19 protein-coding genes are annotated in these 19,856 nt (G+C 65.8%); 9 read left to right on the top strand and 10 right to left on the bottom strand.

From position 1 onward, the window contains the following. Positions 1-54 precede the first annotated feature (54 nt). Positions 55-318, top strand: a complete 264-nt coding sequence (locus tag CMC5_RS36425) for a hypothetical protein (RefSeq protein WP_050434717.1) — start codon at positions 55-57, stop codon at positions 316-318. On the opposite strand, the gene CMC5_RS36420 is transcribed toward CMC5_RS36425, so the two are convergent. From CMC5_RS36420 to CMC5_RS36410, 3 genes are all read right to left on the bottom strand, one after another. Beyond that, positions 299-1,315: an RluA family pseudouridine synthase gene (locus tag CMC5_RS36420; RefSeq protein ID WP_050434716.1), complete on the bottom strand. Its 1,017-nt coding sequence runs from the start codon at positions 1,313-1,315 to the stop codon at positions 299-301. The genes CMC5_RS36425 and CMC5_RS36420 overlap by 20 nt on opposite strands. A gap of 49 nt (positions 1,316-1,364) precedes the next feature. Further along, on the bottom strand, positions 1,365-1,964 hold the full coding sequence (locus tag CMC5_RS36415; RefSeq protein ID WP_050434715.1) for an SMI1/KNR4 family protein: 600 nt from the start codon (positions 1,962-1,964) through the stop codon (positions 1,365-1,367). A gap of 181 nt (positions 1,965-2,145) precedes the next feature. Continuing rightward, positions 2,146-3,144, bottom strand: coding sequence for a lysylphosphatidylglycerol synthase transmembrane domain-containing protein (locus CMC5_RS36410; protein ID WP_050434714.1), 999 nt, complete (start codon positions 3,142-3,144; stop codon positions 2,146-2,148). A 508-nt stretch (positions 3,145-3,652) separates the two neighbouring features. Here CMC5_RS36410 and CMC5_RS36405 point away from each other — a divergent pair. Together CMC5_RS36405 and sixA are read left to right on the top strand one after the other, a co-directional pair. Continuing rightward, a complete protein-coding gene (locus CMC5_RS36405; RefSeq protein ID WP_050434713.1) occupies positions 3,653-5,563 on the top strand; it encodes a MopE-related protein in 1,911 nt (636 codons plus the stop codon). A gap of 55 nt (positions 5,564-5,618) precedes the next feature. After that, positions 5,619-6,230, top strand: coding sequence for a phosphohistidine phosphatase SixA (sixA, locus tag CMC5_RS36400; protein ID WP_063796410.1), 612 nt, complete (start codon positions 5,619-5,621; stop codon positions 6,228-6,230). Positions 6,231-6,241: 11 nt separating this feature from the next. Here sixA and CMC5_RS36395 read toward each other — a convergent pair whose 3' ends face one another. Next, positions 6,242-7,273: an AAA family ATPase gene (locus tag CMC5_RS36395; RefSeq protein WP_050434712.1), complete on the bottom strand. Its 1,032-nt coding sequence runs from the start codon at positions 7,271-7,273 to the stop codon at positions 6,242-6,244. 110 nt (positions 7,274-7,383) lie between these two features. Between CMC5_RS36395 and CMC5_RS36390 the strand changes: the two genes are divergently transcribed. Then, on the top strand, positions 7,384-8,937 hold the full coding sequence (locus tag CMC5_RS36390; protein ID WP_245678043.1) for a peptidase MATCAP family protein: 1,554 nt from the start codon (positions 7,384-7,386) through the stop codon (positions 8,935-8,937). Here CMC5_RS36390 and CMC5_RS36385 read toward each other — a convergent pair. From CMC5_RS36385 to CMC5_RS36375, 3 genes are all read right to left on the bottom strand, one after another. Next, positions 8,927-9,799 (bottom strand): RNA polymerase sigma factor, encoded by an 873-nt coding sequence (locus CMC5_RS36385; RefSeq protein ID WP_050434711.1) that lies wholly within the window; start codon positions 9,797-9,799, stop codon positions 8,927-8,929. The two genes, CMC5_RS36390 and CMC5_RS36385, sit on opposite strands and share 11 nt — an antisense overlap. Positions 9,800-9,976: 177 nt before the next feature. After that, positions 9,977-10,345, bottom strand: coding sequence for an Mpo1-like protein (locus tag CMC5_RS36380; RefSeq protein WP_050434710.1), 369 nt, complete (start codon positions 10,343-10,345; stop codon positions 9,977-9,979). 48 nt (positions 10,346-10,393) lie between these two features. After that, positions 10,394-11,185: an enoyl-CoA hydratase/isomerase family protein gene (locus CMC5_RS36375; RefSeq protein ID WP_050434709.1), complete on the bottom strand. Its 792-nt coding sequence runs from the start codon at positions 11,183-11,185 to the stop codon at positions 10,394-10,396. Between the two features lie 85 nt (positions 11,186-11,270). Here CMC5_RS36375 and CMC5_RS36370 point away from each other — a divergent pair, with 85 nt between their 5' ends. The 5 genes from CMC5_RS36370 (at position 11,271) to CMC5_RS36350 (ending at position 17,238) form a co-directional block, all read left to right on the top strand. Further along, complete coding sequence (locus CMC5_RS36370; protein ID WP_050436342.1) at positions 11,271-11,537, top strand: phosphopantetheine-binding protein; 267 nt, start codon at positions 11,271-11,273, stop codon at positions 11,535-11,537. Positions 11,538-11,565: 28 nt separating this feature from the next. Continuing rightward, positions 11,566-13,836: a beta-ketoacyl-[acyl-carrier-protein] synthase family protein gene (locus CMC5_RS36365; protein ID WP_082363119.1), complete on the top strand. Its 2,271-nt coding sequence runs from the start codon at positions 11,566-11,568 to the stop codon at positions 13,834-13,836. Then, complete coding sequence (locus CMC5_RS36360) at positions 13,836-14,762, top strand: hypothetical protein (RefSeq protein WP_050434708.1); 927 nt, start codon at positions 13,836-13,838, stop codon at positions 14,760-14,762. The genes CMC5_RS36365 and CMC5_RS36360 overlap by 1 nt, the downstream gene beginning before the upstream one ends. Then, on the top strand, positions 14,759-16,636 hold the full coding sequence (locus CMC5_RS36355) for a beta-ketoacyl synthase N-terminal-like domain-containing protein (protein WP_050434707.1): 1,878 nt from the start codon (positions 14,759-14,761) through the stop codon (positions 16,634-16,636). Before CMC5_RS36360 ends, CMC5_RS36355 begins: the two co-directional genes overlap by 4 nt. Positions 16,637-16,737: 101 nt before the next feature. Further along, positions 16,738-17,238, top strand: coding sequence for a hypothetical protein (locus CMC5_RS36350; RefSeq protein ID WP_050434706.1), 501 nt, complete (start codon positions 16,738-16,740; stop codon positions 17,236-17,238). 139 nt (positions 17,239-17,377) lie between these two features. On the opposite strand, the gene CMC5_RS36345 is transcribed toward CMC5_RS36350, so the two are convergent. From CMC5_RS36345 to CMC5_RS36335, 3 genes are read right to left on the bottom strand one after another with little or no spacing between them, the layout of a single operon-like run. Continuing rightward, entirely contained in the window at positions 17,378-18,298 is a 921-nt protein-coding gene (locus CMC5_RS36345; protein ID WP_050434705.1) for a patatin-like phospholipase family protein, read from the bottom strand. Positions 18,299-18,339: 41 nt separating this feature from the next. After that, positions 18,340-18,972 carry a hypothetical protein gene (locus CMC5_RS36340; protein WP_050434704.1) on the bottom strand — a complete coding sequence of 211 codons (633 nt, stop codon included), beginning with the start codon at positions 18,970-18,972 and terminating at the stop codon, positions 18,340-18,342. Between the two features lie 37 nt (positions 18,973-19,009). Further along, positions 19,010-19,849, bottom strand: a complete 840-nt coding sequence (locus CMC5_RS36335; RefSeq protein ID WP_050434703.1) for a class II glutamine amidotransferase — start codon at positions 19,847-19,849, stop codon at positions 19,010-19,012. Between the last annotated feature and the right edge of the window lie 7 nt (positions 19,850-19,856).

The raw sequence follows: 19,856 nt of genomic DNA, 5'->3' as shown, positions 1-19,856 counted from the left end.
CCGAACGCCGGAGAGGCGGTCCCGGGGCAACGAGACCCATCCCGGAGCAGACGAATGCCCCTGATCGAAACCGAAGAGGCGGCGCGCCGCCTGGCACGTGCCATCGCGAGCGACCTTTCGCTCTACAACGAGGAAAAGATCGTCCAGGGGGTCCAGCAGGACGATCTCTTCAACGTGCTCTCGGAGGAGATCGAGGAGGGCAGGGCGCTCTACAAGAGCCGCGTCTCCCCCGACCTCTACCAGAAGAACTTCTACGACCGCGCCATCGTGGACATCCTCATCAAGTCCAAGGGGCACGTTAAGTCGAAGATGTGGTAGCGAGCGCTCGCAACCGGGTGAGCGCTTGCTCCAGGTCCGGTGGGAGCGAGCTCTCCCACCGCATCGTGGCACCCGTCGCGGGGTGAATGAACCCGAGGACCCTCGCGTGCAGCGCCTGGTGACCGAGCTGCTCTGCCAGGGCGCGCACCTGTCGGTGTCGAGGTGAGCTACCGTAAATCGGATCCGCCAGCACCGGCGTCCCACCTCGCTCAGCGAGATGGACGCGGATCTGATGCGTCCTGCCCGTCTCCAGGGTGCATGCCATCAACGTGGCGAGCGTCCCGAATCGTTCTACGACGCGGGTATGGGTGACCGCGCGACGTCCAGTTTGCACGCGTGTCGTGAAGCGAAGGCGGTCCGTCGTGTGCCGCCCATGCAGGGTGTCGTAGGTGGCATCGCGACCAGCGCCAACGACGATGGCCAGATACTCCCGTTCAACGGCGTGACGGGAGAAGAGGCTCTTCAACGCCTCTCGGCTCGCTGGATCTTTGGCGACGACCAGCAGTCCGCTCGTGCCTTTGTCGAGGCGGTGGACGATGCCCGGGCGAAGGTGACCTGCCGGATCTCTGGGATCGCTGCTCGCTCCCACGAACCCTGGTCTGGCGAGCAGGCCGTTGACGAGCGTCCCCGTCGCATGCCCCTGGGCAGGATGGACGACCATCCCTGCAGGCTTGTCGACCACCAAGAGGTGCTCGTCCTCGTAAACCACCGGGACGACGACACGAGCGTCGGCGGCAGTGTGACTGGGGGGAAGATGGGAATGGGGCGAGGGGCTCACCTCCACGGTGGCACCACTCCGCACGGCAGAAGAGGCGCGGTGGAGTGACCCGTCGACGCGTACACGCCCTTCGGCGATCCAGCGCTGTATCACGGCGCGTGAAGCATCACGACCGGCGCGGGTGAGCAGGGAGACCAGGAGTTTGTCGAGACGATCGCGGGGATCGTCCTGACTCACCTCGAACCGTAGAGGACTCTCGGCGTCCCGCTCTTCGCTCACAGCGCGCGCCTGCTCGTTCGTCGTGATGCCGATCTACGCTTGTGGCAGATCAGTAGTCGGAATCTCCTTCATCATCATCGTCCCCGGTTCGTAGATCGGGGTTGAGGGCGATGTAGGACTCGAGATCCTCAAGACGTTGGCCTTCGGTGAGCCGCACGAGCCCTGTCTGATGCGCCAGGTACAAGTCGAACGCCGTGTATCGGGGAAACACCCGAACACTGGTGTCTTCGTTGTCCAGCCCGAGGATCAAGAGCTCACCGTCACGTCGAGCCTCTCCCAGGTAAAGCGCGTTCCACGGTTGCCCGGCGAGGTTGGGTAGACGGACGACCTTGTTACGGATCCGCGAGTCGGTCCATCCAAGCTCGACCATCGCCTCTGCGAGCTTGCGCACCGAGGTCATCTTGGGCGTAGGAGCGGTCGGATCCATGCCGAACCGATGACGGCCCTTGAAGCGTTTGCCCAGGCTGTCAAAGCGGAAGTCGAACTCCAGAAAAACCCTGAGCGTTGGCGGCAACTCCACCATCAGCCGAGACTCGAGCGCGTCGAGGGCTGCTGGGCTCGCGCCGGATACATCCTTGCTCTGGGGCCGCTGTTTCAGGTGCGTGATAACGCGCCGTACTAGTTCGACGCCTCGTTCGATCGTTGCCATGTGGTAAGGGGCCGCGGGGTTCCGCAATCTTTCTGGCCGTGGGCGCGCGACGACCGCGCGGCCTGATCGAGCAGGGTCATCCCGCTCTTGCCGCACTCTATATCAGCCCGTGAGGAAAGCGTCTTTTCTGACAATCCACTTCCTCGGGTCGAGGTGCCCAGATCGAACTGGACGCCCTCTCTCAGTGTCCAGCGTCTCCGCCAGTCGGGTCGTCGGCTTCAGCGACCATCTGCGGGTAGCGCAACCGAAGTACACCGAGGGCTGCGAAGCCCACGACGACAGCAAACCACAGCGTCGCAAACCGAACAAGCAACATGGCCGCCGTGGCTGTCCCATTCGGCACGCCACCGAGTCGTGCGAGCTGTTCTTCGAGCAATTTGTCCGTCACGCCCAGCCCACCCGGGACTGGAACGAGCGCTCCGGCCAGCGTGGCGGTCGAGTAGAAGAACGCCGTCAGTGGCAGCGCTGGCTTTTCAGCGAAGCCATGCAGGATGACCCACAGACCGAACCCCTCGAGCCCCCAGGCGCCGATGGAAAGGATCGTGGGCAAAATCAGCTTCGAAGGGGTCGTGAGACCTTTCATCCCATGCAGGGCGACCGCGACCTTCGGACCGATCCGCGTCGCGGCCTTCCCGAGCACTCCAGGAAGAAGCGTCAAGGCGCGCAGCAGCTGGTCGGAGAAGCGCGGCCACGCGACCAGCAAGAGGAGCGCAACCACCACGAGCGCACCGAGCGTTGCCCAGATCGCTCCACCAGGAAAACTGATGCTCCCCAGGGAGATGATCACGATCACCCCGATCAGATCGGTGATTCGCTCGGCGAACACGATCGGTGCCGTCCGCGAGATCGGGACGCGACGCGTCTGATACAGGATCACCGACTTGAAGACCTCGCCCACCTTTCCGGGGGTCACCGTCAGCACGAACCCGGACAGGAAAGTCAGCAGGCTCTCCCCTTTGGGGATCCCACGCACCTCGAGGTGGGCGAGGTAGTACTCCCACTTCAGAAAGCGGAGCAGATAGTTCGTGAACGCCAGCCCACAAGCTGCTGCAAAGGTCCACCAAGCGTAGTCTCGAAGGCTTGCGCTGATCTGGGCGAACCCCCGTGAGAGGATGATGGCCCCGTAGACGGCGACGCCCAAGAGCATCACGAGAACCAGCCGCCGGCCGAGCTTGCTCACGTTGTTTTCCGACGGTTACCTGCGCCGCGCTCAGCTGCGAACTTCGGAACACCTCTGCGCGTGAGCCATGCTCTCACCTGGAGCCTCGCGAACGCTTCGAGGCGCGACGCGCACGCCAGCTCAGGAAGAGCACAGCCCCGAGCAGGAGTGCCATCCCGAGCGCGGCGATCGTCCACGCTGGGGCCGGGTAACGCCCACGCTGGAGCCCCTCCGGGGGCCGGTCTTGCTCGAGCTGACGGAGCATCAAGGCGCTCAGTGGTTACACGCTGCCGCCATGACCGGCAACTTGTCATGGTGTCCCTGCTTGCCCGTTGATTCGTAGGATTGATGCGCGGGGGGCGTGTCGGTCTGAAACTTGCTCTTGCGCTCGTTCTGAAAGACAAGGTCTCATCACGCGAGCGGCCATCCGAAGCGCGTCCTTCTCCGTGTTGCAGCGGCCAACTCAGTACGCTTCGCAGCACCGAGCCTCTGGCTTGGAGGGACCTGCCAAGACGGCAGAGGTGGGATCATGTCGGACGCTACGATGAAGTTCGCGATGCTGGGCTTGAGCGCCCTCGCTGGACTCAGCCTTGCGATGGGCGCCTGCGGTCGCTCCGGCTTGAACGAGTTCGATGTGAACGCCGGAGGTGCCGGTGGCGCGACCTCCACCAGCTCCCACAGCGGGCCAGGCGGTGAAGGCGGGCTGGGCGGTGGGGGGGGGACCCCCTGCAGTGGGCCGACGGACTGTGATGACCGTGATGCCTGCACGACCGACACCTGCAGTGATGGGGTTTGCCGGCATCGCCCACGTGACGATGACGGCGACGGGCACGCGCCCCTGAGCTGCGGGGGGGATGACTGCAACGACTTCAATCCCTCGGTATACCCAGGGGCCATCGAGAACTGCACCGATGCTGCAGACAACGATTGCAACGGAGTTGCGGATTGTTTCGACCCGGCCTGTGATGGTGCCCCCCTGTGCGGATGCACACCGTCTCCCACGGGGGAGAACTGCACCAATGGGATCGATGACGACTGCGACACCATCGTCGACTGCTTCGACAGTGACTGCGCGGGGACGCCTGCGTGCGGTTGTTCAGCATCGGAGGCGGGCAAGTGCGGCAACGGTTTCGACGATGACTGCGACGGGGCCTTCGACTGCGACGATGCGGATTGCTCCTCGGACCCACTCTGCCAGTGTCGGGCTCGGACCGAGAACTGCGGAAACGGAACCGACGATGACTGCGATCTGCTCATCGACTGCGCCGATCCCGACTGTCGAGGGATCTTCCCCTGTGCCTGTGTACCCCCCGGATCTCCGGAGATCTGCTCGGATAACGTGGACAACGACTGTGACGGCCGTGTCGACTGTGCTGATTCTCAGTGCTTCTCGTCGCCGTCATGCCAGCACTGCATGCCGGAGATCTGCAATGACGGCATCGACAACAACTGCGACGGCAGAATCGATTGTGCGGATACTGCTTGCTTCTTCGCGCCAAATTGCGTGGCTGTGCCGGAGCAGTGCAACAACGGCATCGACGATGACAACGACACGCTGATTGATTGCCAGGATCCGGACTGCGCGAACAATCCATATTGTGTTCTTCAGCAGGCGAATTGCCTCTCTCCCAAGCTCATCACGGGAAGCGGGACCTATACAGGAGACACCACGGGACACATCAGCGAGACACGAGGAGTTTGCGGTGGTGATGCAGGGGAAGCCGTCTTCTATTTCACGCTCTCGCAACCCTCCCGTGTCGTGCTCGATTCCATCGGGACGAGCTTCGATTCCACCCTTTACGTGCGGACGGGGGCCTGTAACTCGGGCGCAGAGATCGGCTGTGACGACGACAGTGCCGGTAGCAGCTGGGCAGCGAGGCTGGTGTTCAACCTCCTCTATCCGGGGACTTACTTCGTTTTCCTCGATGGCTACACGGTCGACCCAGTTGGTGGAGCCAACGAGGGGCCTTTTGTGCTCAATGTCGTCATCACCCCCAATCCTCCCGAGATCTGCAACGATGGGATCGACAATGATGGTGATATTTACGTGGACTGTGCTGATCCCGACTGTGCAGGGATAGGCCCTTGTCTGAACTGCGCCAACGGTCTCCCGCCCGCGCCAGAGTTCGGCATCGCTGCCTGCACGGATGGTCTGGACAACGATTGCGATGGCAAGATCGATTGTGCAGACGATGATTGCAGCGCGAGCGACTACTACATCACTGAATGCTGCAACGGGGTGGACGAGAACGGAAACGGCATTCCTGATGATTTCAACTGCCGATGTGTCTCCAATGCAGACTGCCCCAGCGGTCAGATCTGTTACACGCATACGGCTCACGCGTGTGGCATCCCCTGCCAGTCTTATTTCGGCGAAATCTGTCCCTTCGTGGCGCCTGGATCATTCTGCAGCGCGGTGACGGGCCAGTGTGAGTTTTGAATGAAGGGTCCTCCTTGCTCCCGCCAGGGCTGCGTCTGGGCTACGTTCTGGCGCCATGGAGATCCTGATCGTGCGTCATGGGCAGGCAGTGGACGACGCGCCAGGGCTGGGAGATGGCGGCCGTTGGTTGACGGCCAGAGGTCGCAAGCTCACACGCCGGGTTGCTCGATGGCTCTCCAAGCGAAAAGAACGGCGCCCGGTTGCCATCTGGACGAGTCAGCTCGTGCGCGCAGTTCAGACGGCGGAGATCCTCGCGGAGGCGGCAGGCCTCACCGAGGTGTCGGTCGCCGCAGAGCTTTCTCCCGGCCTTGATCCTACCGCACTGATCCGGCTGCTCTCCCTCCACGGGGATGCTGGACCTCTCGTCCTCGTCGGGCACGAGCCTCTGCTGTCGGCGTTGATCACGGCGCTGCTGGGTCACGCCAACTGGTCAGGTGTCGTGAGCGGTGGGAAGGCCGAGCCGCGACCGAAGCTCAAGAAGAGTGGTATTGTTGCCCTCGTCTGGGATCAGCGTGCGCCAGCCCAGCTACATTTCGTCCTCGACCCCAAGGAGATGAAGCTGGGTATGTCCTCCCGAGGGATGACCATTTCTTCTTCGACTCGAAAGAGGGCCGCCAAAACAAAGCACGACGTATCACGTGGGAGCGACTTCTCGGACGAGCCGTGACGTCACTCGCTCTATCCAGCGGCCCGCTCCACGGCGCGGAGCACATCGATGTCGCGGACACCATCCGCCTCGGCGCGGTAGGACAGGACGATGCGGTGCCGCAACGCGGGAATCAGCAGCGCGCGCACATCGTCGACGTCAGCTGCGGCTTCACCTCGCAGCGCCGCGCGTGCCTTTGCGGCCAGTACCAGCGCCTGACTTCCCCGAGGACCAGCGCCGTAGCGGACGTAGTCACGCACCTCCGGAGCCACTCGATCGGACGTTGGCCGAGTCGCACGAACAACGCGTACTGCTAGTTCGACGGCCTCGTCAGTCACCGGGATCCGAGGCACCAGCTGGCCGATGGCACGCACTTCACCGGCTCGAAGGACAGGGGTGATGGCTGGTGGTTTTCCGGACGTCGTCCGGCGCGCGACCTCACGCTCTTCGATCTCGCTTGGGTAGCTCACATGGATCTCGAGCAAGAAGCGATCGAGCTGGGCTTCGGGGAGAGGATACGTGCCCTCCTGCTCGATTGGATTTCGTGTGGCGAAGACCTGAAAAGGATCGGGCAGGGAATGCGTCGTCGTCCCTACAGTGACCTTGCGCTCTTGCATCGCCTCGAGCAAAGCGGCCTGTGTCTTCGGCGGCGTCCTGTTCACCTCGTCCGCGAGCACCAGGTTGTGGAAGATGGGGCCGGGCTGGAAGCGGAGGCTCCTTGTGCCGTGTTGCTCGTGGAGGACGTCGGTCCCAGTGATGTCGGCTGGCAGCAGGTCAGGTGTGAACTGCACACGTCCGAAGCTGAGGTCCAGCGCCTTCGCCAGCGAAGAGACCAGCAGCGTCTTCGCCAGTCCTGGCACCCCGACGAGGAGGGCATGACCCCGTGCGGCGAGGGTGATCAGCATCGCTTCGACCACCTCATCCTGCCCCACCACGGCAGCTGCCACGGCGTTACGGAGTCGATGTGCCGCTTCGGCCGTGTGTTCCAGGAGTTCTGCGTCCGAAGGCGTGACCGCATCGTCGGTCGAGCCCGCGCTGATCATCGGGGGCGAGGAATCGCTCATGCGAGCTGCACGCGTACCCTGCACTTGGTCTCCCGACAAGCGCAGTGAGCGTGACAACGGGCCGAACTCGCGTTTGATCCAGTCCTCCCCGTGGTGTTAGCACTCGGCGAATGGCTCCCCGGAACGACCTCGTCGAGACAACGACATCCTGGAGCGCCGTATGGGCCGACAAGGATATCGAGCGCAGAGAGCGAACGGACCAGGGCATGTATGAGCCCTGTTCTCTTCCCGACCCCTGTACGCAGTCCTCAGCTGAGCAACTCACCGAACTCGATGCAGATGCGACGCCGATGAGCGCGACTCCCGCGAGCTCCGTCGAACCATGCCGACCTTCGGACGAACATCCCTCGACCACGGACGCGCCCGGCTTCAAGCCGGCGGCACCCGATGCTTCCCGAACTTCGTACCAGGAAACCCTGGCGACGCTGTCTCAGCGCGTCCTTGATGCGCAGAGGCCCATCCGCGTCCTCCAGGCATTGCGCTGGAGCGGGGAGGTTGAAGAGCAGTTCTTCCGATCCGGGTTCCGTGAGCTCCCCAGCGTTACCTACACGAACGACCTCGGTTTTCAGCCTGATGCCAAGATCGAGGAACTCGAAGGACTGCTTCGTGACATCGAGCGCCAGCTTGGGCCCAACGATCGGCTGGGAACCATTCTCCGGGAGACGGCTGATGATTACCGAGCCCTGGTGCAGATGCTCACGCACAGAGGCACAAAGGCATTTCATGAGTACTCGCGCCGTCTGTTCGGCTCCCCGAAAGATGTGCTTCCCGATGGGAAGACCACTGTGCGGGAGATGGGAAGTGCATTTCAAGCGAGGCTGACCTCCGTCTGCGGCGAGCGCCTCGGTCCCGAGGAGCCGCGCGACATCCCAGCCCACCAGGCCGCACTGGAGTTGAACCTGCGTCTCGACCGCTTCTTTGGTGGAGCCTCGATTCGTGTCGAAGTGGACGATGCCCTCCTCGCCGACGCCACGGCGGGAAGCGACTATGTCAAGATTCGCAGCGGAGCGACGTTCTCGAGCAGTGACATCGATATCCTGGAGGCACACGAAGGATGGGTCCACGTTGCCACCAGCCTGAACGGGCAGGAGCAGCCAATCGCGCGATGGCTCGCGAAAGGCCCACCACGGACGACGACCGTCCAGGAAGGGCTCGCGTCGCTGATCGAGATCCTCACCTTCAGGAGCACTCCTCGACGCGCCAAAAGACTCAATGACCGACTCCTCGCTGTCGATCGCGCGGAAGACGGTGCTTCCTTCATCGATGTCTTCGAGTGGTATCGAACGGAGGGTTACACGGAGCAGGAGTGTTTCCAGAGCGCGAGACGCGTGTTCCGTGGAGGACTGCTCGAGGGCACTGCGCCATTCACCAAGGATGCGTGCTACTGCAAAGGTATCATCCTCAATTACGCCTTCATGAACGCCGCTATTCAGCAAGGCCGGGCCGCGCTCGTCCCCTACCTCTTCGTAGGAAAGGTCGCTCATGAGGACATCTCTGTGCTTCATGACCATGTAGCCGACGGCATCATCCGGCCGCCGGCGTACATCCCTGCACCGTTCAGGGATCTGAATGGCCTCGCCATCTGGCTATGCTGCTCGTCCTTCTTCTCAGGTCTGTGCAGTCAGACCTTGACCGACCATTACGCGCATATTCTCAACACGTGAACGTGCTGCTGGATTGGGCTTCCCCGACCAACTGGGACGACGGGATGAGCCAGGGCGAGCTTCCCTGAGCGATCGCAGCTTCCACAGCGATCCAGATCCTGGAACGTAGCGCTGCTGGCAGCTGCGGGATGGCACGAGCGCTCCAAAGCAGCGCCTCCGGGGACATTGCACGACGAAGCTCCGACGCGCTGAGGAGGCCGCTTGGAGACAGCGCTCGCCGTTCTTCGGCGCTCAGCCGTTTCACCGCCGTGCGGAAGTCCTGGCGGGCGAGGCGAAGACGTGTACGCACGGTCCCCTCGCTCCATTGAAGCTCATGGGCAATCTCGTCCACAGGAATCTCGAGCAGATCATACATGATCAAGACCGTCTTGCGGTTCTGCTCGAGCCGATCCAGCAAGACGGAGACAAGCTCGGCTCGCTGCTCGTTCGCGAGCAGCTGCTCGGAGTTCAGACCGTCATCAGGCGTGGGTACTGGCCAGCTGGAGCCTGCTCCCACAACGACCTCGCGCCGTCTGTACGCGCGCTCGCGATAGTGGCTTGCTTGACGCCAGGCGATGCCGAAGAGCCATCGCTTCAATGGTGCATTCAGCACTGAGCCCGCGGGAGCTTGCTGCGCTTCCATGAGCTGTTTCGGCTCCATGTCGGAGCGGGAGTCATCGGTGATGAGACCACGGCTCGGATCGAAGCGAGGTAGAGCCCTGTACGTGGCGAGCATCACCTCCTGGAGAACGTCGTCAAGGTCGTGCTTTTCGACACCCAGCCACCGCAAACTCTGACGAAGAAATGGCAAGCTCGCTGCATAGAGCTGCTCGAAAGAGGGGATGAGTGGGACCTGAGGTGAGGCGAGTGGAAAGCAGTCCATGGTTGAACTGATGTTCAGTTAACACGGGCCAGCTGGCCTTGTCTCCCCCTTACAATCCTCTCACCCCGTCTTTTCGCTCATGCCTCATTCGATTCGGTTGAGGCGCGAGTAGGTCGTCTTTTTGTGCGTTTCAGGGCGATGACGTTCGGGAGCGTCGAGACAGAGGTTTTCGAGCATTCAGCCCGAAATCGAGTTGGACGGTTGCGGGTCGCTCGTGCCAACGACACGGCTCACTTCCTCATCCATCCTGCCGCGCACCATTTTGGACCACATCACCAGATCGGCCTTGAAAGACCAGCCTGGGTACTTGAAAGAAGCCGGGCGGTTGTTCTCGACAAAGAAATGCGCGATCCACGCAGGCCCGTAACCGACCAGAGGGACCAGCGCCAGGAGGCCTGGCTTCTTCGCGAGAAGACCAGCGGCGAGGCATCCCATCGCGACCGTCGTTCCCACGAAGTGAAGGCGGCGGGTATCTCTCTTGGCGTGTTCCCGTACGTAGAAAGGCCAGAATTCCTCGAAGTTCTCGATCCGTCGCTCTTCTGTCATCGCGAACCCTCCTGCTGGTGATCACAACGAAATAGCTGCTGGTGACGGCTACTTGCCCCGAAAGATTGGTTTTCGCTTTTCCATGTAGGCAGCGAGCCCTTCTCTCGCGTCATCCGACGCAAAGAGCTCGGCCTGGAGCTCGCGCTCGAGGGCCAGCCCCTGTTCGAGGCCGACCTCCAGGCCCGTCTGTACCGCGCGCTTGATGCGCCCCACTGCCAGGGCGGCCCTGTTCGGGAGCGTGAACCCACGCGCGTACGCGATGACGCGCTCGAGGTACTCCTGATGCGATGGAGCCTCATAGATCTCGTTGACCAGCCCGAGCTGATGGCCCGTCTCAAAGTCGAAGGTCTTGCCTTCACACATGAGTTGGATGGCCCGTGACCCACCGACGAGCCGGGCGAGTCGCTGCGTCCCTCCCGTGCCAGGGAGTACCCCCAGCGCGACCTCGGGCAGCCCGATCTTGCCAGCGTTCTTTCTCGCGATGCGAATGTCGCACGCGAGCGCGATCTCGAGACCGCCGCCAACGGTGTGTCCATTCAGCGCCGCGATGCAGAGCTTCGGTGTGTGCTCCAACCTGCTCAGCGTCTCGTTCGCGTGGAGGCAGAAGTAATATTTGAAGGTGGGATCCGCGTCGCGGAGCATTCCGATCTTCGCGCCAGCGCAGAAGAACTTGTCCCCCGCTCCGGTGATGACGATCACCTGGACCTCGGCATCGAAGCGCGCGGCGAGGATGGCCGCATCGAGGTCCTTCATCATCTCGTGGGTGTAAGCGTTGGCCGGTGGATCGTTGAGCGTCAGGAGCGCGACGCCCCCCAAGGCGGAGTAATCGACGAGGGCCATGACCGACTCTTACCAAAGCGCAGGAAAAAGTGCTCCCCTCTGGCGAGGGGGTCGGAAACTGTGATACCTCGCGGGGAAAGTGCTCATGAATGACCAGGAAGTGCGGCTGCAGCTCAAGCAACTCATGGTCTCGGAGCTGAACCTGGAAGGAAAGACCCCCGACGACATCGACGATGCTCTTCCCCTGTTCGGGGAGGGACTCGGGCTCGACTCTCTCGATGCCCTGCAGCTCGCGATGTCCATCGAGGAGCGCTTCGGAGTTCGTATCCCCGAGGGAGACGAGGCTCGACCCATCTTCGCGTCGGTGAACGCCCTCGTGGAGCACATTTTGAAGTCCAAGTCTTCGGCCTGAACGGGAGACCGAGGAAAGCCAGGCGGCGGTGCGCATCTGGGTGACTGGAATCGGTGTGGTGTCGCCGCTCGCTCGGGGCGCGGCGGCGACCATGGATCGGCTCATCGCGGGAGACCGGGCGTTCGCGCCGCTCTCGTGCTTCGACATCCCCGAGGCGCGTACTCGGATTGCTGCAGAGGTAGCGGATCTCCGGGCTGAAGAGGTCGCCCCTCCGGGGGAGGCCGAGGGCTGGTCCCGCACCGACGCCATGGCCGTCATCGCCGCGCGCGAAGCCCTGCTCCACGCAGGCGTCGAGCCGGGCAGCAGCGCCATCGATCTGGCCGTGGGGGGAACGACCGCGGGCATGTTCGAGACCGAGGAGCTGCTCGCCTGGCTCTCGCGTGATCCCGCGGCAATCACGCCGCTCAAGCGGATGCTCTCGCACCCGCTCTCATCGACGGCCGATCACCTCCGCGCGTCGCTGGGCGCTTTCCGTCGCGTCCGCAGCATTTGCAGCGCCTGTTCCAGCGGAGCGAACGCGATCCTCCTCGGCGCTGCCTGGATCCGCGCGGGGCTCTCGGACCGCGTCCTCGCAGGGGGAGCCGATGGTCTCTGCAGGTTGACTTACACAGGGTTCGGCGCGCTCAACGCGCTCGACGCTGCTCCCTGTCGCCCCTTCGATCGGCGACGGGCCGGCTTGAACCTGGGCGAGGGAGCTGGCTTCGTCGTCCTCGAATCAGAAGCGGCCGCTCGCGCCCGCGGAGCGCAACCCATCGCGGAACTGCGAGGGTGGGCGGTCGGCGCAGAAGCCAACCACATCACCAACCCCGAGCGCCAGGGGACCACCGCCGCTCGCGTGATGCAGGACGCCCTGCGACGGGCAGGGCTCACGCCGAGCGACATCGACTACGTGAACGCTCACGGCACCGCGACGCCGCTCAACGACGCGATGGAGACCGCTGCGCTTCGACGGTGTCTCGGTCCCGAGGTGGAGCGCGTGCCGGTCTCGTCGTGCAAAGGGCAGATAGGGCATACGCTCGGTGCCGCGGGTGCGATCGAGGCTGCCATTGCCGTCATGTCCGTCGCACGCGGCATTCTCCCGCCGACGGTGGGACTCGAAGAGGTCGATCCCGAGTGTCGACTCGCGCACGTGCTGAGCGCCCGTGAGGCGAAGGTCCACGCCGCGATGTCCAATTCGTTCGGCTTCGGTGGGACCGACAGCGTGCTGATCTTCACGGATCCACACCGCTTTCCTGCTCCGCCTGGGATCGAACCTTCTCCGCCTGGGATCGAACCTTCGCGCTCCGTCGTGGTGACGGCGGCCGCCACGGTCGGGCCCTTGGGGGTGCTCGGAGCGAAGGACGCTGGCGCTTATCTCGAGCCGGGGCCACCGCCTTCCGAGCGTGGCATCGACTTCAAGCCTGCCGACCACCTGGATCTCGCGCGCGCGAGGCGCCTCGACCGGGCAGGGAGGCTGGCAACGGTGGCCATCCAGGCAGCGCTCTCCGACGCCGCCGTGATTCCCGAGTCCCGCACTGCGCCCACCGCACCGGCGACACCGGCGACACCGGCGACCGTTCAGGTGGGCGCCATCGTGGGGGCTTCCTTCGGGAGTGTCGACGCGTCGACGGCGTACATGCGGCGCATCTACGACAAGGGCGTGAAGTACGCGAGTCCTGCCGACTTCCCCAACCTGGTTCCCTCCTCGCCCGTCGGCCACGCTTCGATCTACCTCGGCCTGCGTGGGCCGGTGTTTGCAACGACCGATCTCGGTGCGACGGCGGAGTCGGCGATGAGTTCGGCCATCGAGCTCATCGCCGCCGGCGAAGCCGACATCATGGTTGCGGGGAGCGTCGAAGAGGCCAGCCCCATGATCGAGCGCTGCCTCGGCCCTGTGTGCTCGGAGATCGTCGATCGCGGCGTGCGCAGCGAAGGCGCATCCGTGTTGCTCTTCGAGAGTGCGTCGCACGCCGAGGAGCGGGGGGGACGCCCTCTCGCCCGCGTCGCATGGTGGAAGGCCTGGCGGGGGGAGGGCGCGCGCGCCCTCGAGGACGCTCCGGCGCCGCGGCCAGGGAACGCCCGCGTCTTCATCGGACGCGAAGAGATCCGGAATGATGTCGCGCTCCAGGGATCCGCCTGGGCCGAGGTTCCGCGTCGAGCCGTCGCCCCTCGCGTCGGCGACCACGAGGGCGCTGGTGGGTTCGCCGCTGCGACCGCCGTGGCCGCGATCCTGACCGGCGATCTCTCCTGCGCCTTGATCCTGGGAGGCGCTCCGGACCGCGGGTACGCGATCTTGCTCGTTGCCCCTGGACAGGTGTGATGCTGGATCGCGCCGCGCTCCTGCCGCGTCGCAGGGTCGTCCTTCTCGGCGTCCTGGGAGTCACCCTCGCCTCCATGACTGCGTGTGCTCCAGCGCATGGGACTCGCACGCCACTCGACGAGGAGTTCTCCGCCCTGCTCCCGCCCGGCGCGCTCGCCTCCGCGGACGCGGGCGAGCCCCTCTCTGTGGAGGACCAGCGACGCGGCCTCCAGCGCCTCGAAGCCTTCCGCAAAGAAGCGGATGGCCTCGGCGCGCGGACCCTCCGCGTGAGCTTCGCGCTCCGCGAGCCTCGCTTTGGACGCCTCCTCGAGGCCCGCGGTGCCGTGGCCATCGCTCCCCGGCTCGATCCGGGCATCCCTGGGGAACCCCCGGGGGCGCTGCGCATGATCCTCCTCGGTCCTGGAGGGACGACAGCCCTGGACCTGTGGGCGAGGGGTCGTCGCTCGCGCTTCGCGGTACCTGCGCTGGACCTCCTGCATCGGAGCGATGGCGCGCCTTCGTCCTCTACCCCCTCCTCCTCCCCCCGTGGCCTCCCCGTCGACTTCCTGCGCTGGTGGCTCCTCCGCCCGGCCTCCGGAGAGCTGCGCGGCTACCAGCACGCCGACGGCACCAACGTCTTCGTGCTCCAGGACGGTGACGCGCGCATCGAGCTCGCCACACGCACCCCCGGTCCCATCGCCGCGCGCCGACGGACCTGGACCGACGCCCGACGCGAACAGCTCCGTGACGAAGAAGTGGTCATCGCCGACCGCCTGGGGTGCGGCACCATCCGTTACGCGCAGTCCTCGACGGGCCTCCTCGTCACGGTGCGCTGCGAAGCCGAGGAGCGCACCCCACCCAGCCAGCGCGCCTTCGACGATCCCGACGCGCCGGCGTCGAGCCCCGCCGAGGAGACCTCGCCTCCCGCCGCGAGTGACGCGCCGTGAGCGGGATCTGCGCCATCGCCACCGGCGCGGTCTCCGCGCTCGGCCTCGGACGCGACGCTTACGCCGCACCTCGACCCGGCGAACCTGCGCGGGTCGCCATCCACGAGGATCCGCTGCTCGCAGCCGCGGGTTTGCTCCGACCTTCAGCGGCCCGGGCTCCTGCCGAACTCGGCGGTCGTCCGGGGTCGGACCGAGCGACGGACCTGCTGCTCGCCGCCCTCACGCAGACCTCCACTGCGCTCGACGTCATCCGGCCGGCCTGGCGAGACGAACGCATCGGCTTCGTCCTCGGCACGTCCAGCGGAGGCATGCTCACCGCCGAACGGTACTTCGCGGCCCTGGCAGCCGAGACCCCGCCCGCGGACCTCTCCTCGCTGGCTCGCGGCGCGACCTACCACGCACCGTTCGACGCCGCCCTCGACCACCTCGCCCTCCCCCGCATCGCCAGGAAGACCCAGATCCTCGCCGCCTGCGCCGCCTCGACCATCGCTCTCGGGATGGCCCTCCGGTGGCTCGATCGCGGCGCCTGCGACCTCGTCCTGGCTGGCGGCTACGACGCCCTGAGCCTTTTCGTCGCCGCCGGCTTCGAAGCGCTCCGCGCCACCACCCCCACCCGCCCTCGCCCCTTCCGCCTGGGCCGTGACGGCATGTCTCTCGGCGAAGGTGCGGCCATCCTCGCCCTGGTCCCCGAGCGCGAAACCCGCGGGGCTCCCGTCCTGGCCCGCATCGCCGGGTTCGGCGCCTCCACGGACGCCGTGCACATCACCGCGCCGGACCGGACCGGCGCTGGCCTCGCGCGCGCCGCGACCCGCGCCCTCGCCGATGCGGCCTGCTCGCCCGCCCGCGTGGGGCTCGTCAGCGCCCACGGGACCGCGACCCCTTACAACGACGCGATGGAGTCCCGCGCCATCGCCTCCGCGCTGCGCTGCGATCCTCCCGCGCCTCCCCCCATCGTCCACCCCTTCAAATCCCAGATCGGCCACACCCTCGGCGCGGCTGGCGCCCTCGAGACCCTCGCTGCCGCCGACGCACTCGCCGCCTCGGTGGCCCCCGCCGCCGCATCCCCGGGCGACCTCGACCCCGACGCACCGGCCTTGCTCCTCGACCGCGCCGAGCCGCGCCCCCTCGACGCCGCCCTCAAGCTCTCGGCCGCGTTCGGCGGAGCGAACGCCGCGCTCCTGCTCACGGCCTCCCCGACCACGCGCCGTCCACCCCCTCGCCGCCCGGTCCATCTCCGCGGCCATGCCCACATCACCGGGTACGACCGCGACGCCCTCTCATCGGCCACTGGCGTCGCCCGCGATCGCCTGGCGCGCCTAGACGACCTCTCTCGCCTCGGACTCGCCGCGGTCGCCGCGCTCGCCGCGCAGATCGGACGAGAAACCCTCCGCGGAGCGGGCATCGTCGCGGGTCATGCCCTCGCCACCATCGACACCAACGACCTCTACGACGCCCGCCGACGCCAGCGAGGCGCCCGCTTCGTCGAGCCCCGCCTCTTCCCCGCGACCTCCCCGAACGCCATCGCAGGCGAGTGCGCCATTGTATATCAGCTCACGGGACCAGGCTTCGCCACCAGCTCCGGACTGGGTGGGAGCCTGGAAGCCCTCCTCGCCGCCAGCGAGCTGGTGGCCGCCGGCGACGCCGATCGCATGGTCGTCGTCGCGGCCGACGACGATGGCCCGGTGGGCAGACGCCTCCTCGAGCTCACCGACCCCCAGCAGCGCCGTCCCAGCCAGGGCGCCGTCGCCCTTCTGATCCAGGCGGAGTCGCAGGGGCCCACCCCTCTCCGACGGGTCGACCTCGACCTCCCCGTCGACCACCAGGGGCCTGTCGGCCACCTCGCCCTCCTCCGATGGCTCGAAGAAGGGCATTGACCGTCCACCTTCCTTCCTCGTTCCCTTGCCGCCCCTGGGATCCATCTGGCAAGGTCTTCCCAGGAATCTGTCAGCTCCCTCGAAGGTTCCGATTGCCGCGTATGAGCCACCGTCTCCCCAAGGTCGTCGCACCGCTCCTCCTCCTCGCCTCCCTCGGAGTCACCTCCGTCGGCCTTGGCGGATGCGCAACGCGCTACATCCCCAACACCGACGTCGAGGACACGGAGGACAACCGCAAGATCATCACGTTCTGCGAGAAGTACCGACGCGCCGTCGAGACGAAGAACGTCGGAGCCCTGCTGCAGCTCGCGTCACCCGACTACTACGAGGACGGCGGCAACGTCGACGCCTCCGACGACCTCGACTACGCCGGCCTCCGCCACTACCTCTCGGGCAAGTTCCAGGACGCCCGCGCGATCCGCTACGAGATCCGCTACCGCCGCGTGGTGAAGCAAGAGAACGCGGTGTTCGTCGACTATACCTTCAGCGCCAGCTACCGGATCCCCGGCGAGAAGGGGGACGAGTGGCGGCACAAGGTCGACGACAACCGCCTCGAGCTCGTGCCCCACCAGGACGACTTCCGCATCGTCGCCGGCATGTAGCCCGCCGCTGGAGCGACGCCAGCGCGGTGCTTCCCGCGTTCGTCTCGTTTCTTCGTCAGGCGGGCATGCTGCGAACAACGCAGCGTGATGCCCACCGGCGCGCAAAGGGCAAGCTGCCCCCGGCTCCTGCCACTCAGCGCTAGTTCAGTGGCGATCGCCCTGGCGAGAGCGGGTTCTCGAAGACGCCCCGCTCCTTCGCCGCCGCGAGCACGCGCAGCGCCGTCCGGTAGCCGCGGAGCACGAGCGGCCTCGCCGCGAACCGGTTCATGTAGCCGTACCCGCCCACCGATGGCGCCACGTCCAGGAAGGTCACGTTCGGGTACAGCTTCGACAGCAGCTCGACCCCGCGCCGTTCCTTCTCGGCGAGCAGGATGTTCATCGACTGCCGCAGCACACCGAGCGGCCCACTCCGCGCCAGCGAGCGCTCTGCCTCGGACCGATCCTCTGGACGGTAGATGTTCGAGATGATCACCACCCGCGCCCCTGCGGCGACGGCGAGATCGGCGGACAGGGTGCGGATCACCTCACCGCTCAGGTAGTAGCGCCCCCCGATGCGGTAGGGCCTGAAGAGGCCAGGGATGCAGCAGCTCGCCGCCACCGCCTGGCTGATGGGCACCGCGTCCTCGTAGCCGGGACCGAACACCACGCGCTCGGCCGTGTCGACGTCGACCGCGGTCACGTACACCGCGTGAGAGAGCTGCCGGAAGTCGTTGGTGGGCAGCGTCCGCCGCACGTAGCGCTCCAGCTTGTCGATCGAGAACATGCCCGAGAGCAGGTAGCTCGGATCGAGGATGTCCTTGAGCTGCGGGATCCCGAGGAACGTCGACGCATACAGCCGCGGGCCCTGATGGCGACGTCGCCAGGGGAGACGATAGGCATCCAGCAGCACGTCGAGTGGGATGTCTTGCCCGTACGTTGCCGAGATCAGCGCGCCCGCGCCGGCGCCCACGTAGATCTCCGGGTGGATGCCCAGCTCCTCGCAAGCCTTCAGCACCCCGAGATGCGCGAGACCCCTCGCGGCGCCTCCCGAACTCACGAACGCAACCTTGTGGCGGCTCATGGAAGGGCGAGCATGATGGAGTTGTCCTCGCGTGGCAAAGCCTACTGGAGCTGAAACTCCTCCAGCACCCTGTAGACGCGGAATCGCGCCCCATCGCGGCGAAGCCAGAACAGCATCTGGTCTCCGAGGAGCCGATCGGCGCCCACCCGCGCGGTGATGATCGGCACCCGCACCAGCACGTCGTCGTCGTCCAGCGTCTGGGTCTGAATCGCGGGGTGCAGCGGCGCCTCGATCGCGTCTTCTGCCCGGTACACCTCCAGCTCCGAGACGCGGTAGAGCGGTTCGCCGGCGAGCTTGCCGTAGTCGAGCCTCCGGAAGCGCTGCTCCCACCACAGGCCGATGCTCGGGGACTGCGCCTGCCCTCCGCTGCTGGGGACGATGGCCTGGGCGTCTCGTGTCAACAGCGCCCCCAGCCCGTCGCTGTCCTCCAGCACCACACGGCGGAAGAAATCACCCACCGTGTTGATCGCCACGTCCACGCCCAGCGGCGTCAGCAACGTGATCAATCCCTCGTCCGCTTCGGCGCGCGCCACGGGCGAAGGCGGTGAGGTCGCCGGATCGATCGCGACCCCGTCGGGTTTGCGACGCGCTTCGGACAGCGAGGCTGAGGTGGGAAAGGCTCCCGAGGCTGCGTGCCCGCAGCCACCGGACGTCAGCGCGAGCAAAGCGGCCACGACGACCGAGCGTCGAGGCGCAGCCGCCAGCGCAGGACTATATCGGCTCGACTTCTGGGGCATCGCCGCGGGTGAACGTCACGATCGCACGCTCGTCCACCGCGGTCCACCCGGCCGGCGCTTGATCATCCTCGAAGTCCGACCCCACCACCGTCAGCCGGCTCCCCGCCAGATCGGGGATGCGCATCCGACCGGGACCCCCTTCACCCCCGAAGAGGCGCTCCAGATCCTGTCGCCCCTCATAGACCCGGTACGCCATGGGGGGACCGCGGTGTACCGCGAGCAAGTACTCCGGATTGGACACCAGGATGTTCATCTCACCGGCGCTGGCGCCCTCCTCCGCGCACAGACGATCGACCAGCGCGAGGCTCGACCGGAGCGCAGCGCGCGCGCTCGGTGCATCCACGCTCGGCCTGTCGAGCTGACCCGTGTCGTGAAGGAACGAGAGAAAGAGGTGGAACAGGAGCTCACTGTCCGTCTCTCCCTGCACGTCGCGCTGGAGGAACACGGGCAACGACTCGCGCATCCGGCTCCGTAGCTTCGCGAAGGCCTCCAGCGTCCCCGTGTGGGCGAACAGCCACTGGCGGTAGCGGAACGGGTGGGTGTTCTCCGTCCGCTGGCTCCCCACGGTCGCCGTCCGGACATGCGCGATCAGGATGTCCGCGCGGAGATTCGCGGTCATCTCGACCAGGCTGATCTCGGGGCGATCGTCGACGGGCCGACGCTTCAGGAGGATCTCGCCACCCTGGTAGAACCCGACGCCCCAGCTGGGGACGGCGCCGGCTTTCTTGCGGACGGCGAACGGACGCCCCTCCGCGTTGAGGGCACGCGCGCCGAGATCTGGGCGGTTACCGATGAAGCCGACGAGACGAGCCATGATGTCC

Source organism: Chondromyces crocatus (assembly GCF_001189295.1).
GTDB lineage: Bacteria > Myxococcota_A > Polyangia > Polyangiales > Polyangiaceae > Chondromyces > Chondromyces crocatus.
This window is presented reverse-complemented; position numbering and strand designations above follow the sequence as displayed.